The 23,944-nt window shown below is 55.0% G+C and carries 23 protein-coding genes; 7 read left to right on the top strand and 16 right to left on the bottom strand.

Annotation, left to right across the window (positions count from 1 at the left end; genetic code table 11):
- Window positions 1-11: 11 nt before the first annotated feature.
- The 11 genes from HU770_RS19020 to HU770_RS19070 form a co-directional block, all read right to left on the bottom strand.
- Window positions 12-1,721 (bottom strand): biotin carboxylase N-terminal domain-containing protein, encoded by a 1,710-nt coding sequence (locus HU770_RS19020; RefSeq protein WP_186664875.1) that lies wholly within the window; start codon window positions 1,719-1,721, stop codon window positions 12-14.
- Window positions 1,718-3,304, bottom strand: a complete 1,587-nt coding sequence (locus HU770_RS19025; RefSeq protein WP_202883865.1) for an urea amidolyase family protein — start codon at window positions 3,302-3,304, stop codon at window positions 1,718-1,720. Before HU770_RS19025 ends, HU770_RS19020 begins: the two co-directional genes overlap by 4 nt.
- Before the next feature lie 16 nt (window positions 3,305-3,320).
- A complete protein-coding gene (locus HU770_RS19030; RefSeq protein ID WP_186664881.1) occupies window positions 3,321-4,094 on the bottom strand; it encodes a 5-oxoprolinase subunit PxpA in 774 nt (257 codons plus the stop codon).
- 43 nt (window positions 4,095-4,137) lie between these two features.
- Window positions 4,138-4,428, bottom strand: coding sequence for a putative quinol monooxygenase (locus tag HU770_RS19035; protein ID WP_186664884.1), 291 nt, complete (start codon window positions 4,426-4,428; stop codon window positions 4,138-4,140).
- Between the two features lie 23 nt (window positions 4,429-4,451).
- Entirely contained in the window at window positions 4,452-4,901 is a 450-nt protein-coding gene (locus HU770_RS19040) for an OsmC family protein (RefSeq protein ID WP_186664887.1), read from the bottom strand.
- Window positions 4,902-4,924: 23 nt separating this feature from the next.
- Complete coding sequence (locus tag HU770_RS19045; protein ID WP_186664890.1) at window positions 4,925-5,728, bottom strand: putative hydro-lyase; 804 nt, start codon at window positions 5,726-5,728, stop codon at window positions 4,925-4,927.
- Window positions 5,729-5,758: 30 nt separating this feature from the next.
- Window positions 5,759-6,166 (bottom strand): heme-binding protein, encoded by a 408-nt coding sequence (locus tag HU770_RS19050; RefSeq protein WP_186664893.1) that lies wholly within the window; start codon window positions 6,164-6,166, stop codon window positions 5,759-5,761.
- Between the two features lie 19 nt (window positions 6,167-6,185).
- Window positions 6,186-6,941 carry an SDR family NAD(P)-dependent oxidoreductase gene (locus HU770_RS19055; RefSeq protein WP_186664896.1) on the bottom strand — a complete coding sequence of 252 codons (756 nt, stop codon included), beginning with the start codon at window positions 6,939-6,941 and terminating at the stop codon, window positions 6,186-6,188.
- Between the two features lie 64 nt (window positions 6,942-7,005).
- Entirely contained in the window at window positions 7,006-8,130 is a 1,125-nt protein-coding gene (locus tag HU770_RS19060) for an acetoin dehydrogenase dihydrolipoyllysine-residue acetyltransferase subunit (RefSeq protein ID WP_186664899.1), read from the bottom strand.
- Between the two features lie 5 nt (window positions 8,131-8,135).
- Complete coding sequence (locus HU770_RS19065; protein ID WP_274080638.1) at window positions 8,136-9,146, bottom strand: alpha-ketoacid dehydrogenase subunit beta; 1,011 nt, start codon at window positions 9,144-9,146, stop codon at window positions 8,136-8,138.
- A 7-nt stretch (window positions 9,147-9,153) separates the two neighbouring features.
- Window positions 9,154-10,131, bottom strand: coding sequence for a thiamine pyrophosphate-dependent dehydrogenase E1 component subunit alpha (locus HU770_RS19070; RefSeq protein ID WP_186664904.1), 978 nt, complete (start codon window positions 10,129-10,131; stop codon window positions 9,154-9,156).
- A 347-nt stretch (window positions 10,132-10,478) separates the two neighbouring features.
- On the opposite strand from HU770_RS19070, the gene HU770_RS19075 reads away from it, so the two are divergent.
- Window positions 10,479-11,372: a LysR family transcriptional regulator gene (locus HU770_RS19075; protein ID WP_186664906.1), complete on the top strand. Its 894-nt coding sequence runs from the start codon at window positions 10,479-10,481 to the stop codon at window positions 11,370-11,372.
- A 33-nt stretch (window positions 11,373-11,405) separates the two neighbouring features.
- Here HU770_RS19075 and HU770_RS19080 read toward each other — a convergent pair whose 3' ends face one another.
- The 4 genes from HU770_RS19080 to HU770_RS19095 form a co-directional block, all read right to left on the bottom strand.
- Window positions 11,406-12,869: an APC family permease gene (locus tag HU770_RS19080; RefSeq protein WP_186664908.1), complete on the bottom strand. Its 1,464-nt coding sequence runs from the start codon at window positions 12,867-12,869 to the stop codon at window positions 11,406-11,408.
- Window positions 12,870-13,203: 334 nt separating this feature from the next.
- Entirely contained in the window at window positions 13,204-13,536 is a 333-nt protein-coding gene (locus tag HU770_RS19085) for a LysR substrate-binding domain-containing protein (RefSeq protein ID WP_186664910.1), read from the bottom strand.
- A complete protein-coding gene (locus HU770_RS19090; protein WP_186664934.1) occupies window positions 13,533-13,700 on the bottom strand; it encodes a LysR family transcriptional regulator in 168 nt (55 codons plus the stop codon). The genes HU770_RS19085 and HU770_RS19090 overlap by 4 nt, the downstream gene beginning before the upstream one ends.
- A 705-nt stretch (window positions 13,701-14,405) precedes the next feature.
- Complete coding sequence (locus HU770_RS19095) at window positions 14,406-15,308, bottom strand: LysR family transcriptional regulator (RefSeq protein ID WP_186664936.1); 903 nt, start codon at window positions 15,306-15,308, stop codon at window positions 14,406-14,408.
- 111 nt (window positions 15,309-15,419) lie between these two features.
- Here HU770_RS19095 and gcl point away from each other — a divergent pair, with 111 nt between their 5' ends.
- From gcl to HU770_RS19110, 3 genes are read left to right on the top strand one after another with little or no spacing between them, the layout of a single operon-like run.
- A complete protein-coding gene (gene gcl, locus HU770_RS19100) occupies window positions 15,420-17,201 on the top strand; it encodes a glyoxylate carboligase (protein WP_186664938.1) in 1,782 nt (593 codons plus the stop codon).
- Between the two features lie 19 nt (window positions 17,202-17,220).
- Window positions 17,221-18,003, top strand: a complete 783-nt coding sequence (gene hyi / locus HU770_RS19105; RefSeq protein ID WP_186664946.1) for a hydroxypyruvate isomerase — start codon at window positions 17,221-17,223, stop codon at window positions 18,001-18,003.
- Between the two features lie 53 nt (window positions 18,004-18,056).
- Window positions 18,057-18,950, top strand: a complete 894-nt coding sequence (locus tag HU770_RS19110) for a 2-hydroxy-3-oxopropionate reductase (protein WP_186664956.1) — start codon at window positions 18,057-18,059, stop codon at window positions 18,948-18,950.
- Between the two features lie 117 nt (window positions 18,951-19,067).
- On the opposite strand, the gene glcC is transcribed toward HU770_RS19110, so the two are convergent.
- Entirely contained in the window at window positions 19,068-19,847 is a 780-nt protein-coding gene (gene glcC / locus HU770_RS19115; RefSeq protein ID WP_186664958.1) for a transcriptional regulator GlcC, read from the bottom strand.
- A gap of 249 nt (window positions 19,848-20,096) precedes the next feature.
- On the opposite strand from glcC, the gene glcD reads away from it, so the two are divergent.
- Genes glcD through glcF form a run of 3 tightly spaced genes read left to right on the top strand, consistent with a single transcriptional unit; the run spans window position 20,097 to window position 23,929 of the window.
- Window positions 20,097-21,596: a glycolate oxidase subunit GlcD gene (glcD, locus tag HU770_RS19120; RefSeq protein ID WP_186665028.1), complete on the top strand. Its 1,500-nt coding sequence runs from the start codon at window positions 20,097-20,099 to the stop codon at window positions 21,594-21,596.
- The gene (glcE, locus tag HU770_RS19125; RefSeq protein WP_186664960.1) at window positions 21,596-22,648 is read left to right on the top strand and encodes a glycolate oxidase subunit GlcE; all 1,053 of its coding nucleotides are present in this window, start codon (window positions 21,596-21,598) and stop codon (window positions 22,646-22,648) included. The genes glcD and glcE overlap by 1 nt, the downstream gene beginning before the upstream one ends.
- Before the next feature lie 9 nt (window positions 22,649-22,657).
- Window positions 22,658-23,929 (top strand): glycolate oxidase subunit GlcF, encoded by a 1,272-nt coding sequence (gene glcF / locus HU770_RS19130; RefSeq protein WP_186664962.1) that lies wholly within the window; start codon window positions 22,658-22,660, stop codon window positions 23,927-23,929.
- Window positions 23,930-23,944 lie beyond the last annotated feature (15 nt).

Consider the following 23,944-nt stretch of genomic DNA (forward strand, 5'->3'; position numbering starts at 1 on the left):
TGGCTTAGTAATTAGCCAATTATTGCTAATTCTTCACCGAGCGTAACAGCAGATCCAGAGCCAACCAGAATCTTGATTTTCCCGCTCAATTTGGCAAGCACTTGAGTTTCCATTTTCATCGCTTCAACGAGAGCAATGGTTTCACCTTCTTTAACAACTGCTCCATCTTCAACAAGCCACTGCTGCAGCGTACCTGGAATAGGAGAGCTTACCGAATTAGCATTTTCGGATTTCGTCACCCTGGCGGATTCAGTACTTGATTTACTGAATGAGAACAGTGCTGTGGGAACCCCAAGACGATGGATCTTTCCATCAATTTCAATTACGCATCGAACCAATTGTTCTTCCGAGTAATCTACACGGTCTGCCGGAGGCAAACCTTGAAACTCCGTCTCAATCCAGTTGGTATAGACCCCGAACGATTCAGTACCATTGAATTTCGGCTCCTCCATGACAGCCCGATGGAAAGGAAGAACAGAAGCCACTCCTTCGATCTGGAACTCTGCCAGCGCCCTCCGAGCTCGGTTTACGGCTTGCTCGCGGGTCTCACCAAAGACAATGAGCTTGGCCATCATAGAGTCGTAGAGCCCTGGGATGGAGGATCCACTCTCCACGCCCGTGTCGAGACGAACGCCAGGGCCCGATGGGGCGCGAAACTTTTCAATACGACCTGGTGTGGGCAAGAAGCCGCGCCCAGGATCCTCGGCATTGATACGAAACTCGAACGCATGCCCACGGGTTACCGGAGTCTCCAGGACGGAAAGTGGAAGCCCATCAGCAATGCGCAATTGCTCAACCACGATGTCGATGCCGGTGGTGACTTCTGTAACTGGATGCTCAACCTGCAGCCGGGTGTTTACTTCCAGGAACGAAATCGTCCCGTTACGGGAGAGCAGAAACTCAACAGTACCTGCACCGACGTAGCCGGCTCGGCTACAGATGTCCCGGGCAGCCTTATGAATAGCTTCACGCTGCTCTTCAGAGATGAATGGCGCCGGCGCCTCTTCCACCAGTTTCTGATTGCGGCGTTGCAGCGAACAGTCGCGAGTGCCAAGCACCACAGTATTGCCATGGGTATCGGCAATCACCTGCGCTTCGATGTGGCGGGGTTGTTCCAGGAATTGCTCGGCGTAGCACTCACCACGTCCGAACGCCTCAGTTGCTTCACGCACTGCCGAATCGAAGAGCTGCCCCACCTCCTCCAGCTTATGGGCAACCTTCATACCGCGACCGCCGCCACCGAACGCCGCCTTGATAGCAAGCGGCAAACCAGCTTCCTTGGCAAATGCGACCGCTTCACGGGCATTCGCAAGCGGGCCTGGAGTACCTTTTACCAAAGGTGCTCCAACTGCTTGCGCGATATGTCGAGCTTCGACCTTATCACCCAACGCCCGGATTACCTGTGGAGAAGGCCCCACCCAAGCCAAGCCGGCATCAAGAACCGCCTGCGCGAACTCGGCCCGCTCCGACAGGAAACCATAGCCAGGGTGTACAGCATCAGCCCCAGCACGTTTGGCGATCTCAACAATTTTCTGGATATTGAGATAGGTGTCGACTGGTCGACCTGGGCCGAGACCGTAGGCTTCGTCAGCCAGCTCCACATGAAGGGATGATGCGTCGACGTCCGAATAGATGGCAACGGAAGTCACACCATAATCCTTCGCAGCTCGGATAATCCGGATTGCGATTTCGCCTCGGTTAGCGATGAGTAACTTCTTCATCGATCGATTTCCTTTACTTGCGGATCAAAGCCAGCGATAGCGTTAAAGCGGATGCGTGCACCAATCGGGATCTGCGCCGCCAATGAGAGGTGATGCTCGGCTACTACGGCAATCACCGGGTAGCCGCCAGTAAGTGGGTGATCTGCGAGGAACAGCACAGGCTGACCATTGCGGGGTACTTGAATCGACCCCCGAGAAGCACCTTCCGAGGGAAGCTCGTCAGCACACTCACGAGACAGCGCACTCGTACCATTGAGCCGAACACCCACACGGTTCGACTCTGGTGTTACTGCCCAGGATTGCTCAGTGAACGTGCGAATCGCTTCAGGGGTAAACCAATCAGTGCGCGGCCCCATCACCACGTCGAGCACCACAATGTCGCTACTTGCAGGCAACTTGGGGGCCTGCGATGCGTATGCAGAAACGGAGCCACGCACATCATTCGATGGCTGCAGGCTCACGCCAGAAGTGATCGCGCCTGGCCCAACTTTCGCGAGTGTATCGGTCGACGCTGACCCCAATACTTTCGCGGCAGCAAAGCCACCACGCAGAGCAACATAGCTTCGAACACCTTTCGTTGGCACACTCAGGGCCAAGCTGTCACCGGCATCCAATGCAATCGGAGCATAAGGGGGAAGTGTTCTGGTACGCCCATCTGCGGTAGTGAGAGTGAGACCCGCTGGAGCTCCACTTATGGCAACAGTCAGAGGAATCTCAGCCTCGAAAACGGCACCACCATAGGTCACCTCGAGCGCCACTGCTGCTTCGTGATTGCCGACCAAAGAGTTGGCGTCACGCAGCGCCTGCAGATCAGCTGCGCCCGATTGAGAGACGCCCTGGTGAGCGTTCCCAGCCCGGCCTAGATCTTGGAACAACAATGGCCTATCAGTGCTGACGACCTTTAAGCCTTTAGCGATCTGAGTCGAGCTCGGAGCCGACTCAGCCTCGGCAGACGGAACTGGCAGTTGGTCGTTGACGGCCTCCACGAAGCGAACCTGGTCGCCGGGCTTCAATAGCGCCGCCTGCTCACGGTCTACATCCCACATCGGTATTGTCGTGGCGCCCAGCAGCTGCCAGCCACCTGGTGTATCAGAAGGATAAATGCCGCAAAAACGGCCAGCGAGGGCTACAGAGCCCGCAGGGATCCGCACGCGTGGGCTATCTCGACGAGGGACATCCAATTCAGGATCGTCACATGTCATGTAAGCGAATCCAGGGGCGAATCCCGTGAATGCAACGGTGAAAGTTGCTGCACGGTGGCGGCGAATCAGCTCAGGTACCGACCACCCCAGATAACCGGCAACAAACGCGAGATCTTCACCGTCATAAGCCATCGGGATCTCAACGAGATCGCCCGAACGGCTGCAACCAACCTGGGGCCGCAGCGAGGAAATTTGCGCATAAAGTTTTTGCGCTGAGGTAGCAAGCGGGTCAAACGACACATGGAGTGTCACAGCGCCTGGAATGACCTCGGCCACACCCTCGATGCAGGCTGCCTTCAGCGCGTCACCGAGAGCGATGGTAGATTCAAGATCATCAAGCTCAACGATGAAGCGATTTGAGCCCGCCGGAAGAAACTGCAGTGTCTTAGACATGCGATCAACCCTCTCTCACGACAGCAAAACTGCGTAGATGAACGTTGTTCATTTCGAAAGCATCGCGAAGGGCTTTGGCAGTCTGAACCGCTGCGGCATTGTCGCCATGGACACAGATCGAATCCGCCTGTAATGGCACGATACTGCCGTCGACGGCCTCAACGACACCCTCTCGAACCAATCTCAGCATCCGCTGGGTAATCAGCTCAGGATCATGGATGACGGCACCTGCTATGCGTCGGTTAACGAGCGATCCATCGCTGTTATAGGCTCGGTCGGCAAAAGCCTCACACACAACCTTCAAGCCCGCTTCGCGCGCTTGTTCGACGATTGGGGCTCCTGCCAGGACAAGCAAAGCAAGCGAGGGATTCACCGCTTTGATTGCAGCAATCACGTCTGCGCCTTGCCTGCGATCCTTAGCGATGGTGTTGTACAGCGCACCGTGAGGTTTGACATAGCTGATCGTGGTTCCTGCGGCCTTGGCTAAGCCTTCCAAAGCGCCAATCTGATAGATCACATCACCTATCAACTCTGAACTGGAAGGCTCCATCACCCGCCGACCGAAACCAACCAGGTCTCGGTAACCAACGTGAGCTCCAATAACGACATCACGCGCAACGGCTTCTTTCAGCACCGAAAGGATGCCAGCGGGGTCACCCGCGTGAAATCCACACGCGATGTTCGCACTGGTGACGATGTCCAACATGGACGCATCGTCTCCCATTGCCCAGGGGCCAAAGCTTTCGCCGAGGTCGCTATTGAGGTCAATCTTTACCATATCCCTGCTCACCTACTGAAGATCACGTTGGCTGATCAAGCAATTACAGCAGCTGATATTTGCTCAGCGAAGACGACTTGACCAGGTGACCGTACTTCTCACCGAACGCTTTCATATTGTCAGTACTGGAGTGCAGATCCAGCGACTTTTGATCGTCCCAGATCTCGTAGAACAGGAACTCGCCTGGATTTTCTTCCGAAACGTGAAGGTCATACTTCACGAACCCTGGCTCGGTTTTAGCGTAAGCGACCAGCTCCAGCAGTGCCTTTTGAAGCTCGGCCTCTTTGCCTGGCTGAGCGTGGGTCACAGCAACAACATACAGTTTGCCCATCATCTTTACTCCTAGCTTATTACGTTTTAAGCGATCTCGACTTTGACAGCAGCCTTAATCGAATTAGCGATGAAACAACCTTTATGAGCCCGGTGATGCAAACGTTCTAAAGCCGACCGATCAGGCTGCTTCTCCGAGCTGAACTCTACATGTGGACTCAGCGTGATGTCAGAGACCCAAAAACCGCCTTCCTCACGTTTAGCAACAATCCCTTTAGCATTATCAATATACTTCGAAACAACGTACCCCTGCCCTTCGCAGATAGCCAGGAAGTACAGCATATGACAACTCGCGAGCGCACCTACCAACAGTTGCTCAGGATCCGCCTTCTCAGGAGAACCCAAGTAATCAGCCGCCGCAGAAGCGGCCACTTTTACTTGGCTACTAAATTCAACTTCGAGGTCACGACTGTAGGTGCCAGCCTTATCTTTGTGCTCAACTGCTGCCCAGACAACTTTTGCAAAATGCTCAGACATTACAAACACCTCGTTAGTTGATACTAGGCAACAGAAAGATCTGGCGAATCGGCAGCAAGGTCAGTCACTAACATGTAACCTGGCTCATGCGTGATAGCAATATCAACGCCTGCTTGCTTAATAGCCATCTGCGGGGTGACACCGCAAGCCCAGAAGCCCAAGATATCGCCTTCACGATAAACGGGAGCATCACCGAAGTCTGGGCGGTCAATGTCCTTGATCCCGATAAGCGATGGGTCACCAATGTGAACCGGAGCGCCATGAGCGAGCGGGAAACGCTCAGACAGGACAATCGCCTTGATCGTGTCTTTCGGGCGGAAAGCTCGCATGGACACCACCATCGACCCTTTAAACGGGCCATACCCTTCGGTCGGGAGGTTGGTGATGTACATGGGCACATTTCGGTTCGCGCTAATGTGCTGGATCTCGATGCCCGCATTGAGAATCGCATTCTCGAAAGAGAACGAGCAGCCCAAAGCGAACGTTACGAAATCGTCTCGCCACAGGTCGACCAGCGAATCAACGGTTTCGGTATGAACGCCGTTCCGATAGACGCGATAGCGCGCCACGTCCGTACGGATATCTATCTCACCAGCCAGCGGAAGGGTCGGGTCACCTGGTTTCCCCATAGCAACCAGCGGGCAGCTCTTAGGGTTCAGATCGCAGAAGACCTTGAAATCATCCGCAAACCGCTTTGGCAGAATCATCAAATTGGCTTGCATAAATCCATCAGCGAAACCGCTCGTTGGAACCCGCAGGTCACCAGCACGGATCATCTGCCTTACTTCAGCGGCAGACTTCGCTTGCATTATTTTAATTGGTTCCATTCTGGCACCTAAGTGAACGACTCAAACCGCTTACTGGGCTTGCAGGACGTCGACCATTGCTTTCGCGATCTCAACGTCAGCTGCTTCCGGCCCACCGGATACGCCGACACCACCCACAACTACACCGTTGATGGTCACTGGCAGACCACCACCGAACACTACGAATGGACGTGCACAGGAGCGCTCAAGCCCATAAAGCTCCTGCCCTGGCTGCGTAATCGCCATCCAGGTATCTGTCGGATTGCGCAGCGCGGCGGCGGTGTAAGCCTTGTTAGTCGCCACCTCGATCGTACCGAAGGCAGCATCATCGACACGGATGAAGCCAACAAGATGACCGCCTGCATCAACGATCGACAGGCAAGAGCGCTGATCGAGTTCGTTGGCCCGTTTGATACCAGCCTGCAGAGCGGCCATGGCAAGTTCGTGTTTAATCAACATTGTGAACTCTCCTATTGACCTAGTTGTACGCACCGCCACAAACATTAATTGCTTGGGCTGTAATGTAAGAGGACTCGTCCGAAGCCAAGAATACGAACAGCGGTGCAACCTCATCAGCGATCGCTTGACGACCCAGCGGAATCAGCGATTTAACCAGCGTTTCTTGCTTCTCTTTGCCGCCGAGGAAGTCGATCACCGGCGCATTGAACGGAGTGTCGATCCAACCAGGACAAACAGCATTGACACGCACACCGTCTTTCGCCAACTCGATCGCCATGGTCGTTGCCATACCAATGACTGCGGCCTTAGAGGACGAGTAGCATGTGAGGCCAGGTGCGCCGCGCTTACCAGCCAGCGAAGACATCATGACAACGGACGATTTCTTAGCCTTCCGCAAATGAGTCAAGGACTCCTGCACGAAGATAAAGCTAGAGCGCACATTGATGCCGTAGACTTTGTCCCAGGCTTCAGTGGAAAAATCAGAAACATTGCCGGAGAGCTGAATACCTGCATTCAAGCACAGGGTATTAATACCTCCCAACCAATCTGCCGCCTTACCCACCACCGACCGGACATCAGTCTCGCTACTAAGGTCAGCACGGAAAAACTTTACAATGCCCGGAAAACGCTGCTCAACTTTCGAACCACGCTCCGCATCGATATCTACAACTGCTACTTTCGCGCCTTCTTGAACAAAGGACTCCAAAATAGCGAGCCCTATATTGGCTACGCCGCCCGTAAGAAGGACGAGCTTACCCGCCAAACGATCGGTCATATTAACCTCGCTCAAATATTTTATTTGAAGTACGCCATCGCTTTATTAGCAATGGCGTTATGCATCACTTCGCTCGGGAAATGTTTTCCAGAACGAGCGAGTTAACTTCCGAAGCAGCTTCCATCTGCGGCATGTGACCTGCGCCACTGATGATGCTCAGCTTGGCCTGAGACGGAATCTGTATATCAACCGGCAGCGGTACGATCTGATCCTTATCGCCCCAGATAAGCGCAACGGGGCCATTGAAGTCGGCGATCGTCCCAGCGATCCAATGACGCTGCTGACCTTCGGCATCAACAATAGTGTCGCGGATCGCCGACAGGGCCTCAGGAACCCCTTCAAGGCGCTTGAAGCGCAGAGTACCTTCGATCATGTCGTTGCTGATTTTCGACGGATCGGCCAGCAGACGTTCCAAGACATCTTTCAGCGGCCTGCGACGTTCAGCCGAGATGAAGTCATCCAGGAACGATTTGTTGATCTGCTTGCTCAGACCTACCGGAGCAATGAGTGACAGAGAAGCGACCCGACCGGGTTGCCGAACAGCAAGAGATGAAGCGACAGCGCCGCCGAACGAGTGAGCAACGATATGCATCTTGCCAGGCGCGGCTGATTCGAGCGCACGCTCTACCGCATTGACCAGATCGTCGAAGACTTTGTCGCCCTGAATCGGGGTGGACGCGCCGTGACCTGGAAGATCCACTGCAACCACACGGTGCCCTTGAGCGAACGCTTCCTGGTTGAACAGCCAAGTGGAAAGGTCACCACCGAAACCGTGCACCAGGACAACAGTGTCATCGCCATCAGCACCCATGGTCAGCACATTCACAACTCGACCGTCACCGACATCCACGGCCTTAACGCTCGGTGCGTTCAAGTCTTCTTCTGCAGCGGCATCATTGGCATCAGCAAACGATGCAATGAATGCTTCGATTTCATCATCGCTCACCGATGCATCAGCGATCACGCCGACCAGAGCGCCAACCGGTGCAGTGACACCTACCTGAACGACGATTCGACGCAGAATGCCGCTGGCAGCTGACTCCACCGCATTGGTGGTTTTAGTCGACTCGACTTCAATGATTTCCTGACCCCGGGTAACCTCGTCGCCTTCGGCTACCAGCCATTCAGCGACAAGACCCTCAGTCATTGTCATGCCCCATTTGGGGATTGTGACTGCTTCAATCGACATACTGCTTACCTCTCAACAATCGACTTGACCGCTTTGATGACCGCATCGGCATTCGGTACATATGCGTCCTCAAGGTTGGGCGCATATGGAACCGGGGTGTGCGGGGCGGTAACCATCTTGATCGGTGCGCGAAGCGAGTCGAAACACTTGTCGGCCAGCATTGCCGAAATATCTGCAGCCATACCACAACGCGGGTTTGCTTCATCCACGATGACGACACGACCGATTTCGTCGGCGAAGTCCATCAGTGTTTCTTCATCGAGCGGCGAAGTGGTTCGCGGATCGATAATGCACGCAGAAATACCTTCAGACTGGAGCTTGCGCGCAGCCTCTTCTGCGATATGAACCATACGACCGATGGCCACGATCATCACGTCCTTACCGTCGCGCACCACACGGGCTTCACCAAATGGCACGGTGTAAGCGCCATCGGGGACTTCACCCATGGTGTCGTACAGCATTTTGTTCTCCAGGAAGATGACAGGGTCATCATCCCGAATGGCTTGAAGCAGCAGCCCCTTGGCGTCATAAGGGTTCGACGGGATGACCACCTTCAGACCAGGCACATGAGTGAAGATGGGATAAAACGCTTGGGTATGCTGGGCTGCAGAGCGGGTACCTGCACCATAGGTTGCTCGAATAACCAGAGGAGTTCGAGCATGACCACCAAACATGTAGCGGAATTTGGCGATCTGGTTGACGATCTGGTCGAGGCAAACCCCAGAGAAGTCGACGAACATCAGTTCAGCGATCGGTCGCATACCGGTCAGCGCAGCACCCGCTGCAGCACCAATGAACGCAGTTTCGCTGATCGGGGTATCGCGAACACGCTCCGGGCCAAACTCACCGAGCAGACCACGAGTGACGCCGAACGCGCCACCCCAAGCATCCTTGACACCGTTTGCACCAGCGCCACCAGTAAGGTCTTCGCCCATCATGATCACGCGCGGATCACGCTGCATCTCCAGGTGCAAAGCATCGTTCAGCGCCTGACGGAAAGAAATTTTAGCCATGATGCGCTCCTTACTGGTACTTCACGTAGACGTCGGTGGTGAGAGCAGAAACGGGAGGGAACTCAGAAGCGCGTGCGAATGCAACAGATTCGTTCACAGCAACCGTAACCTCTTCGTCAATCGCGTCCAGAGCAGCCACATCTGCGAGGGACTCTTCCGTGACTTTGCTGCGGAATTTGATCAGGCAGTCTTGTTCTTGACGCATGATCTTCTTCTCTTCCGGCGTACGATAGGTATCCGGATCACCACTGTAGTGACCGTAGTAACGCGGCACATGAATATGCAGAAGGGTTGGGCCACCACCTGAGCGGGCACGCGCAATCGCCTCACCAGCAATGGTGTAGACCTTGAAAACGTCGGTGCCATCAATTTCGGTGGCAGGGATGTCATAGCCCTCGGCACGACGTACGAAGCTGCCCGCAGAAACGAATTCGTTCGCGGTCGCTTCGCCGAAGCCGTTGTCTTCAATCACGAAGATCATTGGCAGCATCCAGATTTTGGCCAGGTTGAGACTCTCGGCCATTGCGCCTTCGTTCATGGCGCCATCGCCTGCAAAGGCAATCGCAACACGATCTGTATTCTGCAGTTTCGCACTCAGTGCGGCACCGCAGGTGATCGGAGCGCCGCCGGCCACGATGCCGTTAGCACCCAGCATACCTTTGCGCAGATCGGCAATGTGCTGGGATCCACCTTTACCACCACAAGTACCAGTGACTCGACCAAACAGCTCGGCCATCATCGCATTGATATCGCAGCCTTTAGCGATGCAGTGGCCATGGCCACGGTGCGTCGACGAAATGTAGTCCTCATCGGTGAGGTGCATGCATACGCCGACTGCGCTTGCCTCCTGGCCGGCATAGAGGTGGGTGCTCCCCGGGATATCACCGGTACCCATCTCGTTGATCACGCGCTCTTCGAAACAGCGAATCGTTTGCATGGTGCGATAGGCTTCCAGCAGCCGTTCGCGGGGCAAATGTGGCGAGAACATTCCACTTCTCCTCATTTGAGTATTGCAACTTGTTTTGTCGTTATTGTGCGTCACAGTCCAACGCTCTCTTTAACCGAAGGCACCCTAGTGGTCATCCGAATCCTGGGTGACAGTGATCGCCTCGTAGCCCAATCGTCTCGCGATAGCCTGATAACGTCCAATTGCGATTGCGGATTGTCAGAGATAACGTCTTCTTATCGGTACCGACCGAAACAGACCGCAAAAAAAGCCCTCACACATGAGCATTTCCCTCAATTTCTGCGGTACCGTATCAGCCGGCTCGACAGCGGCGAGCCTTCTAGCGCGAGCCCTACACCGCATTACACAAAAAAATAAAGAGGCGCAACATGATCGATCTACGAAGCCTTCAAACCTTCTATGCGGTTGCGCAACTGGGCGGTTTTCACAAAGCAGCAGACAAGCTTCACACTTCCCAGCCAGCCGTCTCTGCACGTATTGCGCAGCTTGAAAGGCAGCTGAATGGGCGGCTGTTCGAGAGAGATAAGCGCGGGTGTTTTCTGACCGCGCAAGGACGAGAGCTGCTGACTTATGCCGAGCGCATGATCGCGCTTGAGAGCGAGATGGTAGAGGCTGTTGCAGGCCGTAAGGGGCTGAGTGGAACCGTAAGCCTGGGCGCCTCCGACACCATCGTGCACACCTGGCTCTCTGACCTTTTGAAACAGCTAAGCCTGGAATATCCCGAGATCACATTGGATGTCGTGGTAGACAGCACCGCGAACATGACCACTGGACTCGCAGATTGCACCCTGGACGTAGCGTTGCTGATGGGCCCGGTCAACATCGGTAACGCGGAGAATCTTCCCCTGTGCAGCTACCCGATGAGCTGGATCAAATCGCCCAAGCTAGATCTGGGCGATAAGCCGCTCACGCTCGAGGAGATTGCAGCCCACCCAGTGATCACGTACGCGAGGAACACACGCCCGTACTGGCAGCTCAAAGACATGTTTGAACGCAAAGGGCTTCACAAGGTACGGCTTTTCTCGAACTCCTCGCTGTCCTCGATTGTACGCATGACGGTGGATGGGATTGGCATAGCAGCCATACCCGAGCATGCCGTATTCGATGAGTTGGCCAGCGGCAAGCTCCACACCGTCTCCTCCACGCACGAAATGCCAGTCATGTCGTTCACCGCCAGCTTCATCGAGCGCGCAGATATGCCCCTGAACAGGATGGTTGCGCAGCTTGCCCAAAAGGTAGCAGCCGAGTATTGGCGGGTATAAAAAAACGGAGCCGAGGCTCCGTTTTTTGTATTGTCAGGCTGCTGGGTTTCGCCCCAGTCGCTCATAGACTTCGGGGCGCATGGCCTTGAAGTATTGAGCCAGCCCCATACCGGCAATCAGCACACCGGTCAAGCAGAGCAGCATCCAGGTACGCTCACCAGGCTCACCACCTACCAGCAGGTCGAAGTGGTAGGCAACCAGGGTAACCAAGGCGACGAAGAAAACGCCCGAAATGATCGGAGCCAGGAAGGCTTTTGCAAAGCTGACCTCACCGTGACGCCCTTTGCGTACATACCAAGTCAGAGCAGAGAGGTTCACCACAGCCATCAGGATGATCACACCCGAAGTACCTACGCCGGAGAGCTGGCCGTACAGAAGCTCGGGCTTTGCACCAATGACGATAAACGGCATAAGCACACAGAGCACCATCGTGGACACACTCATCGAAGCAGCGAATGGGGATGAGTGCTTCACATGAATGCGGCTAAGGAATTTCGGCAGCGCGCGGTCAGTACCCAGGTTGAAGAGGTAACGCGAAAGGACGTTGTGAGTAGAGAGGGCCGATGCGAAGGCCGAAGTGAGCACAAGGATCGTAACGATCACTTGGAAGCGACCATCGATGTATTTGCTGAACGCAAGGGAGAACATGGTAGCAGGGGAATCAGTGGCAATCTGCTGCACATTCTCGCCGTAAGCGGTGACCAACGCATAAGCACATACGGTGTACATCGCGCCGATGAAGATAATCGACCCATACGTAGCGCGACGGATGGTCTTGTCAGGGTCTCGCACTTCGTCACGGTACAGCGCGGTAGCTTCGAAGCCCATGAAGAACGATACGGCGAACAGCATCGCGAAAGGAATATTCACACCCTCCTTGGAAAGCTCACCTGGCGAGAAGGGGGCGGACGCCGCCATACCCGTATCACCACCGATGCTCAACACCCCGAAGGCGAAGCCCAGGCACACCACGATCTCCGACAACATGACCCACAGCAGTACCTTTGCCGAGAGCTCAACGTGAAGGTAACCAAGAATACCCACGATGACCCAGCAAGTCAGAGAGTAGAAATACCAAGGGAAAGCTGAGCCTGTGAGGCCTCGGTGGAAATCAGAACACGCAACACCGAAGTAGGAAGTGATACCCGCAAGAAGAACGAAATAGGAAACTGCAGCTGTCAGCCCTGCTCCAAGACCCGCTGATTTCCCTAAGCCATAAGTAATGAACGAGTAGAAGTCGCCGGATCGACGAACCATGTTATTGAGCGTGATATAACCAATACCAAACAGCAGCATGACCGAGGCAACTACAACGAATAGGAGCGGCGTCGCCACGCCTCCGAACATTAAAGAGACCGGAATGTATCCTGCAACTGTAGTAAGCGGTGCAGAAAAGGCCAGCACCGTCATAGCCAAGCTCAGTGCACCCATATTACCCGACAATTTCTTCTGACTGACTGCGGCGTCTCCGACGCTTTCGGAAGCCTCAATACTCATAGCCATTTATTCCTTTCTCCTCGACTCGTAAGCGCAACTTTAGTAAACGGCAGTAGTCATTACTCAAGTGAAGCGCCACAATTTTTGTTATGATGGATACTCGGCTTAGTGCACACAGATGCTAATGATTCACTCGGAGTCAATCGAGCGTTCCATCCAACATTTCAACATCGTGTTGAGCGTGCTCATCGCGCTGTGGATCATCCTCGCGCCGCCCTTCGATAACGTCAAATTTTCATTACCTATTGTCTGTGATAATGGCCGGTTATCAGTGAGCGGTGCGCGCCCTATCACAACACGGCAAGACCTTAACACCTAAGCCATTAATTCAGACTCACCCGTGGTCACCCTCCTGCTCCAGGGCCACCTGTGAAACCAGTTCGGCCACTCCCAAGGTGGCCGAACCCGCATTGGTCAGATGCCACCTATGGATGACCATGGGAGGTGGAGCAGTCACTGGCAAGATCTCAAGCTCGCCACTGGCCAGATGTTCTTGTACCAGGACGGCAGGCAGAACACCGATACCAATGCCATTTCGAATCAGCGTGATCAGCGCCGATATCGAAGGTGAGCTGGACAGCTGAATGGTCGTGGGGTTGATGCCATATTTGAAGGCCAGCTTCTGCACCGTCCGAGCAGCATCATCGGACGGCGTGGTGTTGCTCATGGGCGTGAGTATTTGGTGCGAGAAAATGAAACCCCTAGCTGCTCTTCAAGGTTTTTCATTCTCATGGACAGCGCGGAAGGCGTGGCATGCAGACGCTCTGCCAGTTTCCTCAAGTGCGGTGTGTGGGCGAGTTCTACAAACGTCTCAAGACGCTTTGTATTCATCAGTCCCTCCAGACATCTGTTCAACTTTCCTTAACGAACATGGCCATTTTTATTTAATTTACAGCCTTTGAAACGCATCCATACACTCTCTTTCAGCGTGAGGGCGAGCGCTTTTTCCAAAAATTATGAAGGTGTTGATATGTCCAGCATTAAAAAGGGTGACCGACCGCTTCCTCCTACACTGAAGGACATCGAGGATGCCGCAGTCAGAATTCAAGGTTACGCGGCACGAACGCAGCTGCTGGAGAACCCAGAACTCAATGAGCTCCTAGGCGGTCGGTTGTTGTTCAAGCCTGAGGTACTGCAACGCACTGCTTCATTCAAATTCCGTGGAGCTGGGGCGCCACCGGAATCGTGGCTGCACTCTCGGCTCTGCTGGAGAAACCAGTGGTCTTCCATGAACCAGAAATCGAGACCCGGAGCACCGAGCTGTGCATCGCTCACGGCGGGTAGATGTCATGTTCATGGGGCCTGAATCTGCTCATGACGGCATCGCTATGCGCGAATACGAAGGCATGGTCAGAGCACTGCGAGGGAGCGTGATGCAGCATCTGACCTGATCGCCAAAGTGCTGGGTGTTGCGGGGCAACATGCGCGAATCGCAACAGGCGCATCCTCTCTGCCTTCAGGGATGGCTGTGGAAATCGAGGCAGCGTTTCTCCTGAAGCATTAACAGCCGTGGGGCGGTTCTACCCGCCTCACTTTTCACAACCAGTAGTCTGGCTGCTGGTAGATGTGCCTCAAGTAGTCGATGAAGTGACGCACCTTGGCAGGCAAAAAACGCTGCTGAGGATACACCGCCTGGATGTCGTAATCTGGCAGTGCGAACTCGTCCAGCACCGTCACCAATTCTCCACTCGCCAATTCACGATGGATCTCCCAAGTCGAACGCCAACCAATGCCTAACCCCTGCCTCATCCAGGAGAAGAGCAGCTCACCATCGTTGCAAGCCATACTTCCGCTCACCCTCATGGCCACCTGCTTGCCCTCTCGCTGGAATGTCCACCCGCGTGGCTGCCCCCCCTGCGATGTGAAGGCCAGACAGTTGTGATTGGCGAGTTGCTCCAGACTGGTTGGCTTGCCATGCTTCTCGAAGTATTCCGGCGTACCACAGACCACTCTGCGATTGGAGCAAAGCTTCACCGCCACGTAGTTCGGGTCGGTCACCCAGCCAATGCGAATGCTCAGGTCGTACCCCTCACTCACAAGGTCGACGAGGCTATCGGTCAGGTTGAAGGACAACTTCAAATTCGGAAATTTCTGATGGAACCCAAGCGCATGTGGCGCGACATGTAACCGGCCAAATGCAGCCGGGGCCGAGACCATCAGGTTCCCCGTCACCAGCTTGGCGCTGTTGCTGATGCTCGCTTCCATCTCATCAAATTCACGAACGAGATCCTTGGCGCGCTCCAGTAGCTGCTCACCCAACTCTGTCAGGTGCAAACCGCGGGTAGAACGGTGCATCAGCTTTACACCCAACCGCTTCTCCAACGAGTCCAGCCGCCTACCCAACATGGCTGGTGTGACGCCCTCACTCAAGGCGGCAGCCGCAAAGCTCCCTTTCTGTGCGATTTGGATGAAACTTTGCAGTTCAGTGAAACGTGCCATTCGATACCTTTTATATCGACAGAAACTCATTTTGGGATCTTCAAGCCGCTATCCCGCTCGTCCAGACTGAAGGCCACTACAAAAAGATATCGATTTCCTGGAGGAAAGAGTATGTCCAAAATGAGAGCAATCGATGCCGCCGTCCTGGTGATGCGTCGCGAAGGAGTCGATACGGCTTTCGGTATTCCGGGTGCCGCCATCAACCCACTTTACTCCGCCCTGCAGAAAGTCGGTGGTATCGATCACGTCCTCGCTCGTCACGTCGAAGGTGCGTCGCATATGGCCGAGGGCTACACGCGGGCTAACCCTGGTAACATCGGCGTATGCATTGGCACCTCCGGCCCTGCCGGGACTGACATGGTCACGGGCCTGTACAGCGCCTCCGCTGATTCTATTCCAATTCTTTGCATCACCGGCCAAGCTCCACGTGCCCGGCTGCACAAGGAAGACTTCCAGGCTATCGATATCACCAACATCGTCAAGCCTGTGACCAAGTGGGCCACCACAGTTCTGGAGCCGGGCCAGGTTCCTTACGCATTCCAGAAAGCCTTCTATGAGATGCGTACTGGACGCCCAGGCCCCGTCCTGATCGACCTGCCATTCGATGTGCAAATGGCCGAAATCGAATTCGACATTGACGCGTACGAGCCGCTGCCAGTACACAAGCCAAGCGCGACACGTATTCAGGCTGAAAAGGCACTTGCCCTGCTCAACGACGCCGAGCGCCCACTGATCGTCTCCGGTGGCGGCGTTATCAACGCCAATGCGAGCGACCTGCTTGTCGAGTTCGCTGAGCTTACCGGCGTACCGGTTATCCCTACGCTGATGGGCTGGGGCACCATCCCGGACGACCACGCACAAATGGTCGGCATGGTCGGCCTACAGACGTCGCACCGTTATGGTAATGCCACGCTGCTCGAATCTGACCTCGTATTCGGCATCGGTAACCGCTGGGCAAACCGCCACACCGGTTCGGTGGACGTTTACACCAAGGGTCGCAAGTTCGTTCACGTCGACATCGAACCTACGCAGATTGGCCGCGTTTTCACCCCGGACTTGGGCATCGTTTCCGACGCTGGAAAAGCACTGGAAGCGTTCCTTGAAGTCGCCCGCGAATGGAAAGCCGCTGGTAAATTGAAATGCCGACAAGCGTGGCTTGAGAGCTGCCAGCAACGCAAAGCCACTCTGCAGCGCAAGACCCACTTCGACAACGTACCTGTCAAGCCTCAGCGCGTTTATGAAGAAATGAACCAAGTGTTCGGTAAGGACACTTGCTACATCTCTACCATCGGCCTGTCACAGATTGCCGGCGCTCAGTTCTTGCACGTGTACAAACCACGTCACTGGATCAACTGTGGCCAGGCGGGCCCTCTGGGCTGGACGATCCCAGCTGCACTGGGTGTAGTCAAAGCTGACCCAAGCCGTCAGGTCGTTGCGTTGTCCGGCGACTACGATTTCCAGTTCATGATCGAAGAGCTGGCTGTCGGTGCTCAGTTCAACCTGCCCTACGTTCACGTCCTGGTAAACAACTCGTATCTGGGTCTTATTCGTCAGGCCCAGCGCGGTTTCGAGATGGACTATTGCGTCCAGCTGGCCTTCGAAAACATAAACGCCCCAGAGCTCAATGGTTACGGCGTGGATCACGTCGCGGTTGTCGAGGGTCTGGGCTGTAAAGCGATTCGCGTGTTCGAGCCATTTGAGATTGCCCCTGCTCTCAGGGAAGCCCAGCGAATGGCTCAACAGCACCAGGTACCAGTGGTCGTTGAGGTGATTTTGGAGCGAGTGACCAACATCTCCATGGGTACCGAAATCGACGCAATTAACGAGTTCGAAGAGCTGGCAGTATTCGCCAGCGATGCGCCGACCTCGATTGTGCCGTTGAGCAATTCTTGAGACTTGTGAGGACAGCCAGATGCCACGTTTAGCAGCCAACCTTTCGATGTTGTTCACCGAACACGATTTCCTCGCGCGCTTCAGTGCTGCCGCCAATGCCGGGTTCACAGGCGTCGAATACCTGTTCCCGTACGACTTCAGCGCTGCCGACATCAAGCAGCAGCTGGAAGCCAACGGCCTGACCCAGGTGCTGTTCAACCTGCCTGCCGGCGACTGGGCCAAGGGTGAGCGCGGTATCACCTGCCACCCCCACCGTATCGAAGAATTCCGTGCCGGTGTCGACAAGGCCATCGAGTACGCCAAGGTGCTGGGCAACACCCAGGTCAACGCCCTGGCAGGTATCCGCCCACAAGGCCCGGACTGCGCCACCGTGCGCAAGACCTTCGTCGAAAACCTGCGCTACGCCGCCGACAAGCTCAAGGCCGCCGGTATTCGCCTGGTCATGGAAATGATCAACACCCGCGACATCCCGGGTTTCTACCTGAACACCACCCAGCAGGCCCTGGAAATCCAGGCCGAAGTGGGCAGTGACAACCTGTTCCTGCAGTACGATATCTACCACATGCAGATCATGGAGGGTGACCTGGCTCGCACCATGGAAACCAACCTGCAGTTGATCAACCACATCCAGCTGGCCGACAACCCGGGCCGTAACGAGCCTGGTACTGGCGAGATCAACTACCGCTTCCTGTTTGAGCATTTGGATCGCATTGGCTATCAGGGCTGGGTCGGCGCGGAATACAAACCGCTGACAACCACTGAAGCAGGTTTGGGTTGGCTGAAGTCCCACAACGCAGTCTGAAACAGCCAGGCGCTAAGCGCCTGATGTGAACCAATACAAAGAGGCACATTGTCATGGCTAAAATCGGTTTCATCGGCACCGGCATCATGGGCAAGCCCATGGCGCAAAACCTGCAAAAAGCAGGTCACAGCATCTTCGTCTCCACCCATCACGACGCCGCTCCTGCCGATCTGATCGCCACTGGCGCAGTAGCTTTGGCCAACCCAAAAGAGGTTGCCCAGGAAGCTGAATTCATTATCGTCATGGTGCCTGACACCCCTCAGGTGGAAAGCGTACTGTTTGGTGAAAACGGCGTTGCCGAAGGCGTGGGCCCGAACAAGGTTGTGATCGACATGAGCTCGATCTCACCTACCGCGACTAAGGTTTTCGCCGAAAAAATCAAGGCAACCGGTGCGGCCTACCTGGATGCTCCGGTATCCGGCGGTGAAGTGGGAGCCAAGGCGGCGACCCTGAGCATCATGGTCGGTGGTTGCCCGAAAGCCTTCGAGCGAGCCCTGCCGCTGTTCGAAACCATGGGCAAGAACATCACCCGCGTAGGTGGCAATGGGGACGGCCAGACCGCTAAAGTTGCCAACCAGATCATCGTCGCCCTGAACATTCAGGCAGTCAGCGAAGCGCTACTGTTCGCCGCCAAAAACGGTGCCGATCCAGCCAAGGTGCGTGAAGCATTGATGGGTGGCTTCGCCTCGTCGAAAATCCTCGAAGTGCACGCCGAGCGCATGATCAAAGGCACCTTCGACCCAGGGTTCCGTATAAACCTGCACCAGAAAGACCTCAACCTGGCCCTGCAGGGAGCGAAAGAGCTTGGGCTGAATCTGCCCAACACCTCAAATACTCAGCAAGTCTTCAGCACCTGTGTGGCATTGGGTGGGGGCGACTGGGATCATTCAGCGTTGATCAAAGGCTTGGAGCATATGGCGAATTTCTCGATTCGCGATAAGCGCTAAGGGACAGCTAGGCTGGGTGGTAGTCCGCGCTACCACCTAGTCCAGCGACCTGAATGCGTTATGCGTTGACTCCGCGCGATCCCGCCTCCCGCCAATAGGCGAACTCACTCCGACAAGTCAGTGCCCCCCCTCCAATCGCATGGTGGAACGCACTAGCCTCTGCTCCTCCTCCTCGATTTCTCGCAGACTATCTCGAACGCTGTTGATATGGTCTCGCGCCGCACGCTGAGCCTGCTCCGGCAGTTGCTCCATCACCGCGTGATAGAGACGAGAGTGCTGCCTGTCAATCTGTCGTTTTTGGGGAGGGCGGCAATAGAGATTGTTGACCGACGCGAAGACCGTGCTCAACGTCAAATCACTCAGGTTTTGCAGCGTGTGAACAAGTACAGGATTGTGCGAAGCCTCGCTGATAGAACGATGAAAGGCGTGATCGAGCCTGGCCTGCTCCTTGGGATCATGCTGCTTAGGATCAGAATGCGCAGAGAGCATTTCCTCGTAGCGCTTACGGATTAGGAATCGATCCACATCCGTTGCTCTAAGGGCGGCTAGTCTCGCGGACTCACCTTCTAACAGTGCCCTAACCTCCAGGAGATCGTAGAGTGTCCTGCGTTGGGAACTGAACAGGTACATCATCGGCTGCGTAGCTTCAGTGTTGGATAGATCAGCAACAAATGAACCTCGACCATGCTCAGTTTCGATGATCCCTCGTCCGCGAAGAATCCTGAGCCCCTCTCGAAGCGCTGAGCGCGAACAACCCATTTTGGCCATCAATCGCCGCTCAGAGGGTAGCGCCTGACCTACCTTGATTACGCCATCAACAATCAAGCGCTCGATGCGCTCGGCAACCTGGTCAGCGACTTGGGTTTTTTCTTGTTTGCCCGAGTGCGAGTTTTCCATCAAGGCTCCTGGATAGCTGGTACGACCAGCCGGAAATTGCAGGATGACAGAAGTCAGTCTATCCCCGCAAAGACCCGATCCAAAGGGACTTCGATCGGTTGCCGGTAAAAACTGGTACTACCAGATCGCTTGATGATCGACATGCTGAAATCAGCCGCGCAGTGTGGGTTTACCTTCCGCTCCTGCCAGATAAAAACGTCCGAGCGGGAGGTAAATCACACAAGAATAAAAGCCAAACTCGAGAGCGCGATGAACATCCTCTATGACGAGCGTGTCGATGGTGCGTTGCCCAACGTCGACAAAAAGCAGGTGCTCGATCAGCTATCAAGCCTGATTCCTGATCTCGAAATTCTCTCCTCAGAAGAGGAGCTCAGACCTTACGAATGTGATGGCCTATCGGCCTACCGAGTCATGCCTCTCCTGGTCGTGATACCGACCAGAATTGATCAGGTTCAATCCATTCTCAGCACGTGCTTCGAGCTGCGTGTCCCCGTAGTAGCGCGAGGTGCGGGAACCGGACTCTCAGGCGGAGCACTGCCGCACGAGCGAGGCATTCTCCTCGTCATGGCCCGCTTCAACCAGATCATAGAGGTCAATCCACTAGGTCGATTTGCAACGGTTCAGCCCGGGGTTCGCAACCTGGCCATTTCCCAAGCAGCAGCACCACATGGCCTCTATTACGCACCTGATCCGTCATCACAGATCGCATGCTCGATTGGTGGAAACGTTGCCGAGAATGCGGGCGGCGTGCATTGCCTCAAATACGGGCTGACCGTGAACAACATCTTGAAGGTCGAAATCCTCACCATTGAGGGGGAGACACTCACACTGGGTAGCGACGCGCTCGACAGCCCTGGCTTTGATCTACTGGCGTTGTTCACTGGGTCAGAGGGTATGTTGGGAGTCATCACAGAAGTGACCGTGAAACTTCTTCCCAAGCCACAGGTGGCGCGCGTGCTGCTTGCCAGCTTCGACTCAGTCAAAAAGGCGGGCGCGGCAGTAGCCGACATCATCGCTGACGGCATCATCCCAGGTGGCTTGGAAATGATGGACAACCTCTCCATCCGTGCCAGCGAAGACTTTATACACGCCGGTTATCCGGTCGACGCCGCCGCCATGTTGCTCTGCGAACTCGATGGCGTTGAAGCGGATGTGCAGGAAGATTGTGAGCGGGTAAAAACCATCCTCGAATTGGCCGGCGCGACTGAGGTCAGGCTTGCGCAAGATGAAGCAGAGCGGGTGCGATTTTGGGCGGGCAGGAAGAACGCGTTCCCCGCTGTTGGGCGTATATCTCCCGACTACTACTGCATGGACGGCACGATCCCCCGCCGTCAGCTGCCCCGGGTACTGAACGGGATCGAAGAGCTGTCCAACGAGTACGGCTTGCGGGTAGCGAACGTATTCCACGCAGGTGACGGGAATATGCACCCACTGATTCTCTTTGATGCCAATAAAGCGGGTGAGCTGGAGCGCGCTGAAGCGCTTGGAGGCAAAATCCTCGAGCTGTGTGTTGAGGTCGGTGGGAGCATCACGGGAGAGCATGGCGTTGGACGGGAAAAGATAAACCAAATGTGCGCGCAGTTCAGTGGTGACGAAATCACCCTCATGCACGCGGTCAAGCATGCCTTCGACAAGCACGGTTTGCTCAACCCTGGAAAAAACATTCCAACACTGAATCGGTGTGCTGAATTCGGCTCCATGCACATTCATCACGGCAACCTGCCCTTTCCTGAGTTGGAGCGCTTCTGATGCAGCACGATTACGACAACAGCGCTGACTTGCTTGAGCAAGTGAATTACGCCCTCAACGAGGACATCCCCCTTCGTATTCAGGGGAGCAACAGCAAGCACATGCTCGGCAATCACATGGCTGGCGAAGTCCTCGATACCAGGATCCATCGCGGCATCGTGAATTATGATCCAACTGAGCTTGTCATCACCGCCCGCGCAGGCACATCGTTGTGGGAAATCGAAGCTGCGTTGGATCACGCGGGCCAGATGCTTCCGTTCGAGCCGCCGCACTTCGGCCCTGATGCGACCGTAGGCGGGATGGTTGCAGCCGGCCTATCTGGGCCACGTCGCCCTTGGGCAGGAGCGGTAAGGGACTATGTCCTTGGAGTCCAGGTAATCATCGGCAACGGCAAGCTGATGCGGTTTGGTGGCGAGGTCATGAAGAACGTTGCAGGCTACGACCTCTCCCGCCTGATGGCAGGAAGCTTCGGTTGTCTCGGTGTCATCACCGAGGTATCGCTGAAGGTTCTTCCCAAACCTAGAGCCTCCGCAAGTCTTTCTCTAGACATGACTCCAGCGCAGGCTATGGCGAACCTGGCGCGCTGGGGTCAGCAACCTATTCCGATTACCGCTGCGTGCCACGATGGCGCGCTCCTCCACTTGCGCATTGAAGGCGGCGAAGGTTCTGTAAGGTCAGCATTAAGCATACTGGGAGGTCAGCCCCTCGAAAATGATTACTGGAAACGCCTTCGCGAGCACGAGAGTGATTTTTTCAAAAAGCCAGAAGCTCTTTGGCGCCTTTCTTTGCCTGCTAACGTCTCGCCCTACATTTCATCAGGTGATCAAATGCTGGATTGGGGAGGCGCTCAACGCTGGCTCAAGACCAATGAAGATCCTCAAGCGATTCGTAGTGCGGTGGAACATGTTGGCGGTCATGCCATTCGTTACGCCGCGGGGGAATCCTCACTACAGCCGTTGTCGAAAACACTGATGAAATACCAGAAAAATCTGAAGAACCAATTCGATCCTCAGAACATATTCAATCCTGGCCGCTTAAGTGCAGAGGTTTAAGGACAGCTCATGCAAACTCTACTCAGCCAGAAGGCGAAGGAATTACCCCGAGCAGAAGAAGCGGAAAAAATCCTGCGCTCATGCGTGCACTGTGGATTCTGCACCGCAACATGCCCAACCTATCAATTATTGGGCGATGAACTTGATGGGCCACGCGGTCGAATTTACCTGATCAAACAAGTTTTAGAAGGTAACGAGGTTACCGCAAAAACCCAGCAGCATCTAGATCGCTGCCTATCATGCCGAAACTGCGAAACAACCTGCCCTTCTGGTGTTCAGTACCACAACCTTCTAGATATCGGGCGCGAAGTAGTTGAAAAAGAAGTTCCCCGTTCCCTCTATGAGCGTCTCCTACGCACCGGTATTCGGACAGTGATACCGCGCCCAGTTTTGTTCAAAATATTGTGCACAGCTGGCATGATTGTCCGGCCGTTACTGCCTGGAGCCTTCAAACGTAAGATACCGCCACTTCCCGATTCACCTAGGGAGCGCCCACGCAGGCATCACAAACGTAAGGTTCTGATGCTGGAAGGATGTGTGCAACCAACACTGGCGCCCAGCACCAATGCTGCTGCTACCAGAGTACTCGATAGGCTTGGTATTTCTGTCTTGAGTGCTCCACAAGCCGGTTGTTGTGGGGCCGTAGACTACCATCTGAATGCTCAGGAACGTGGCTTGGAGCGAGCCCGCCGGAACATCGACAGCTGGTGGCCAGCAGTGCGGCATGGTGCCGAAGCGATCGTGCAAACCGCAAGCGGTTGCGGGGCGTTTGTCCGTGACTACGGGCACCTCCTGAAGGACGATAAGCAGTATGCAGAGAAAGCTCGCGTCATAAGCTCACTGGCAAAAGACTTGGCTGAGGTGATCAGAGCCGAGCCCCTTGAAACTTTAAGCCCCAGTGCTAGCCAGCGCATCGCATTCCACTGCCCTTGTACACTTCAGCACGCTCAAAAACTCGGCGGTGCCGTCGAAGAAATCCTCACGCGATTCGGTTTCTCGCTCACCTCAGTGCCCGACAGCCACCTCTGTTGTGGATCTGCAGGCACCTATTCGATCACTCAACCAGAGCTCTCCATCCGCCTTCGTGATCAGAAGCTAGCAGCGTTGGAGAGTGGTAACCCGGATGAAATTGTTACTGCCAATATTGGCTGCCAAACGCACTTAAGCGGAGCTAGAAAAAAACCAGTGAAACACTGGATTGAAATAGTCGAGGAAAGTTTGAACCCACCGACCAAACCAGTTGAGCTTAAGCCAGCGGAAATGATCTCCCCGTTCGTATAGAAAACTGTATTTGAG

The sequence above is a fragment of the Pseudomonas sp. SWRI68 genome (genome assembly GCF_014269165.1).
Lineage (GTDB): Bacteria > Pseudomonadota > Gammaproteobacteria > Pseudomonadales > Pseudomonadaceae > Aquipseudomonas > Aquipseudomonas capeferrum.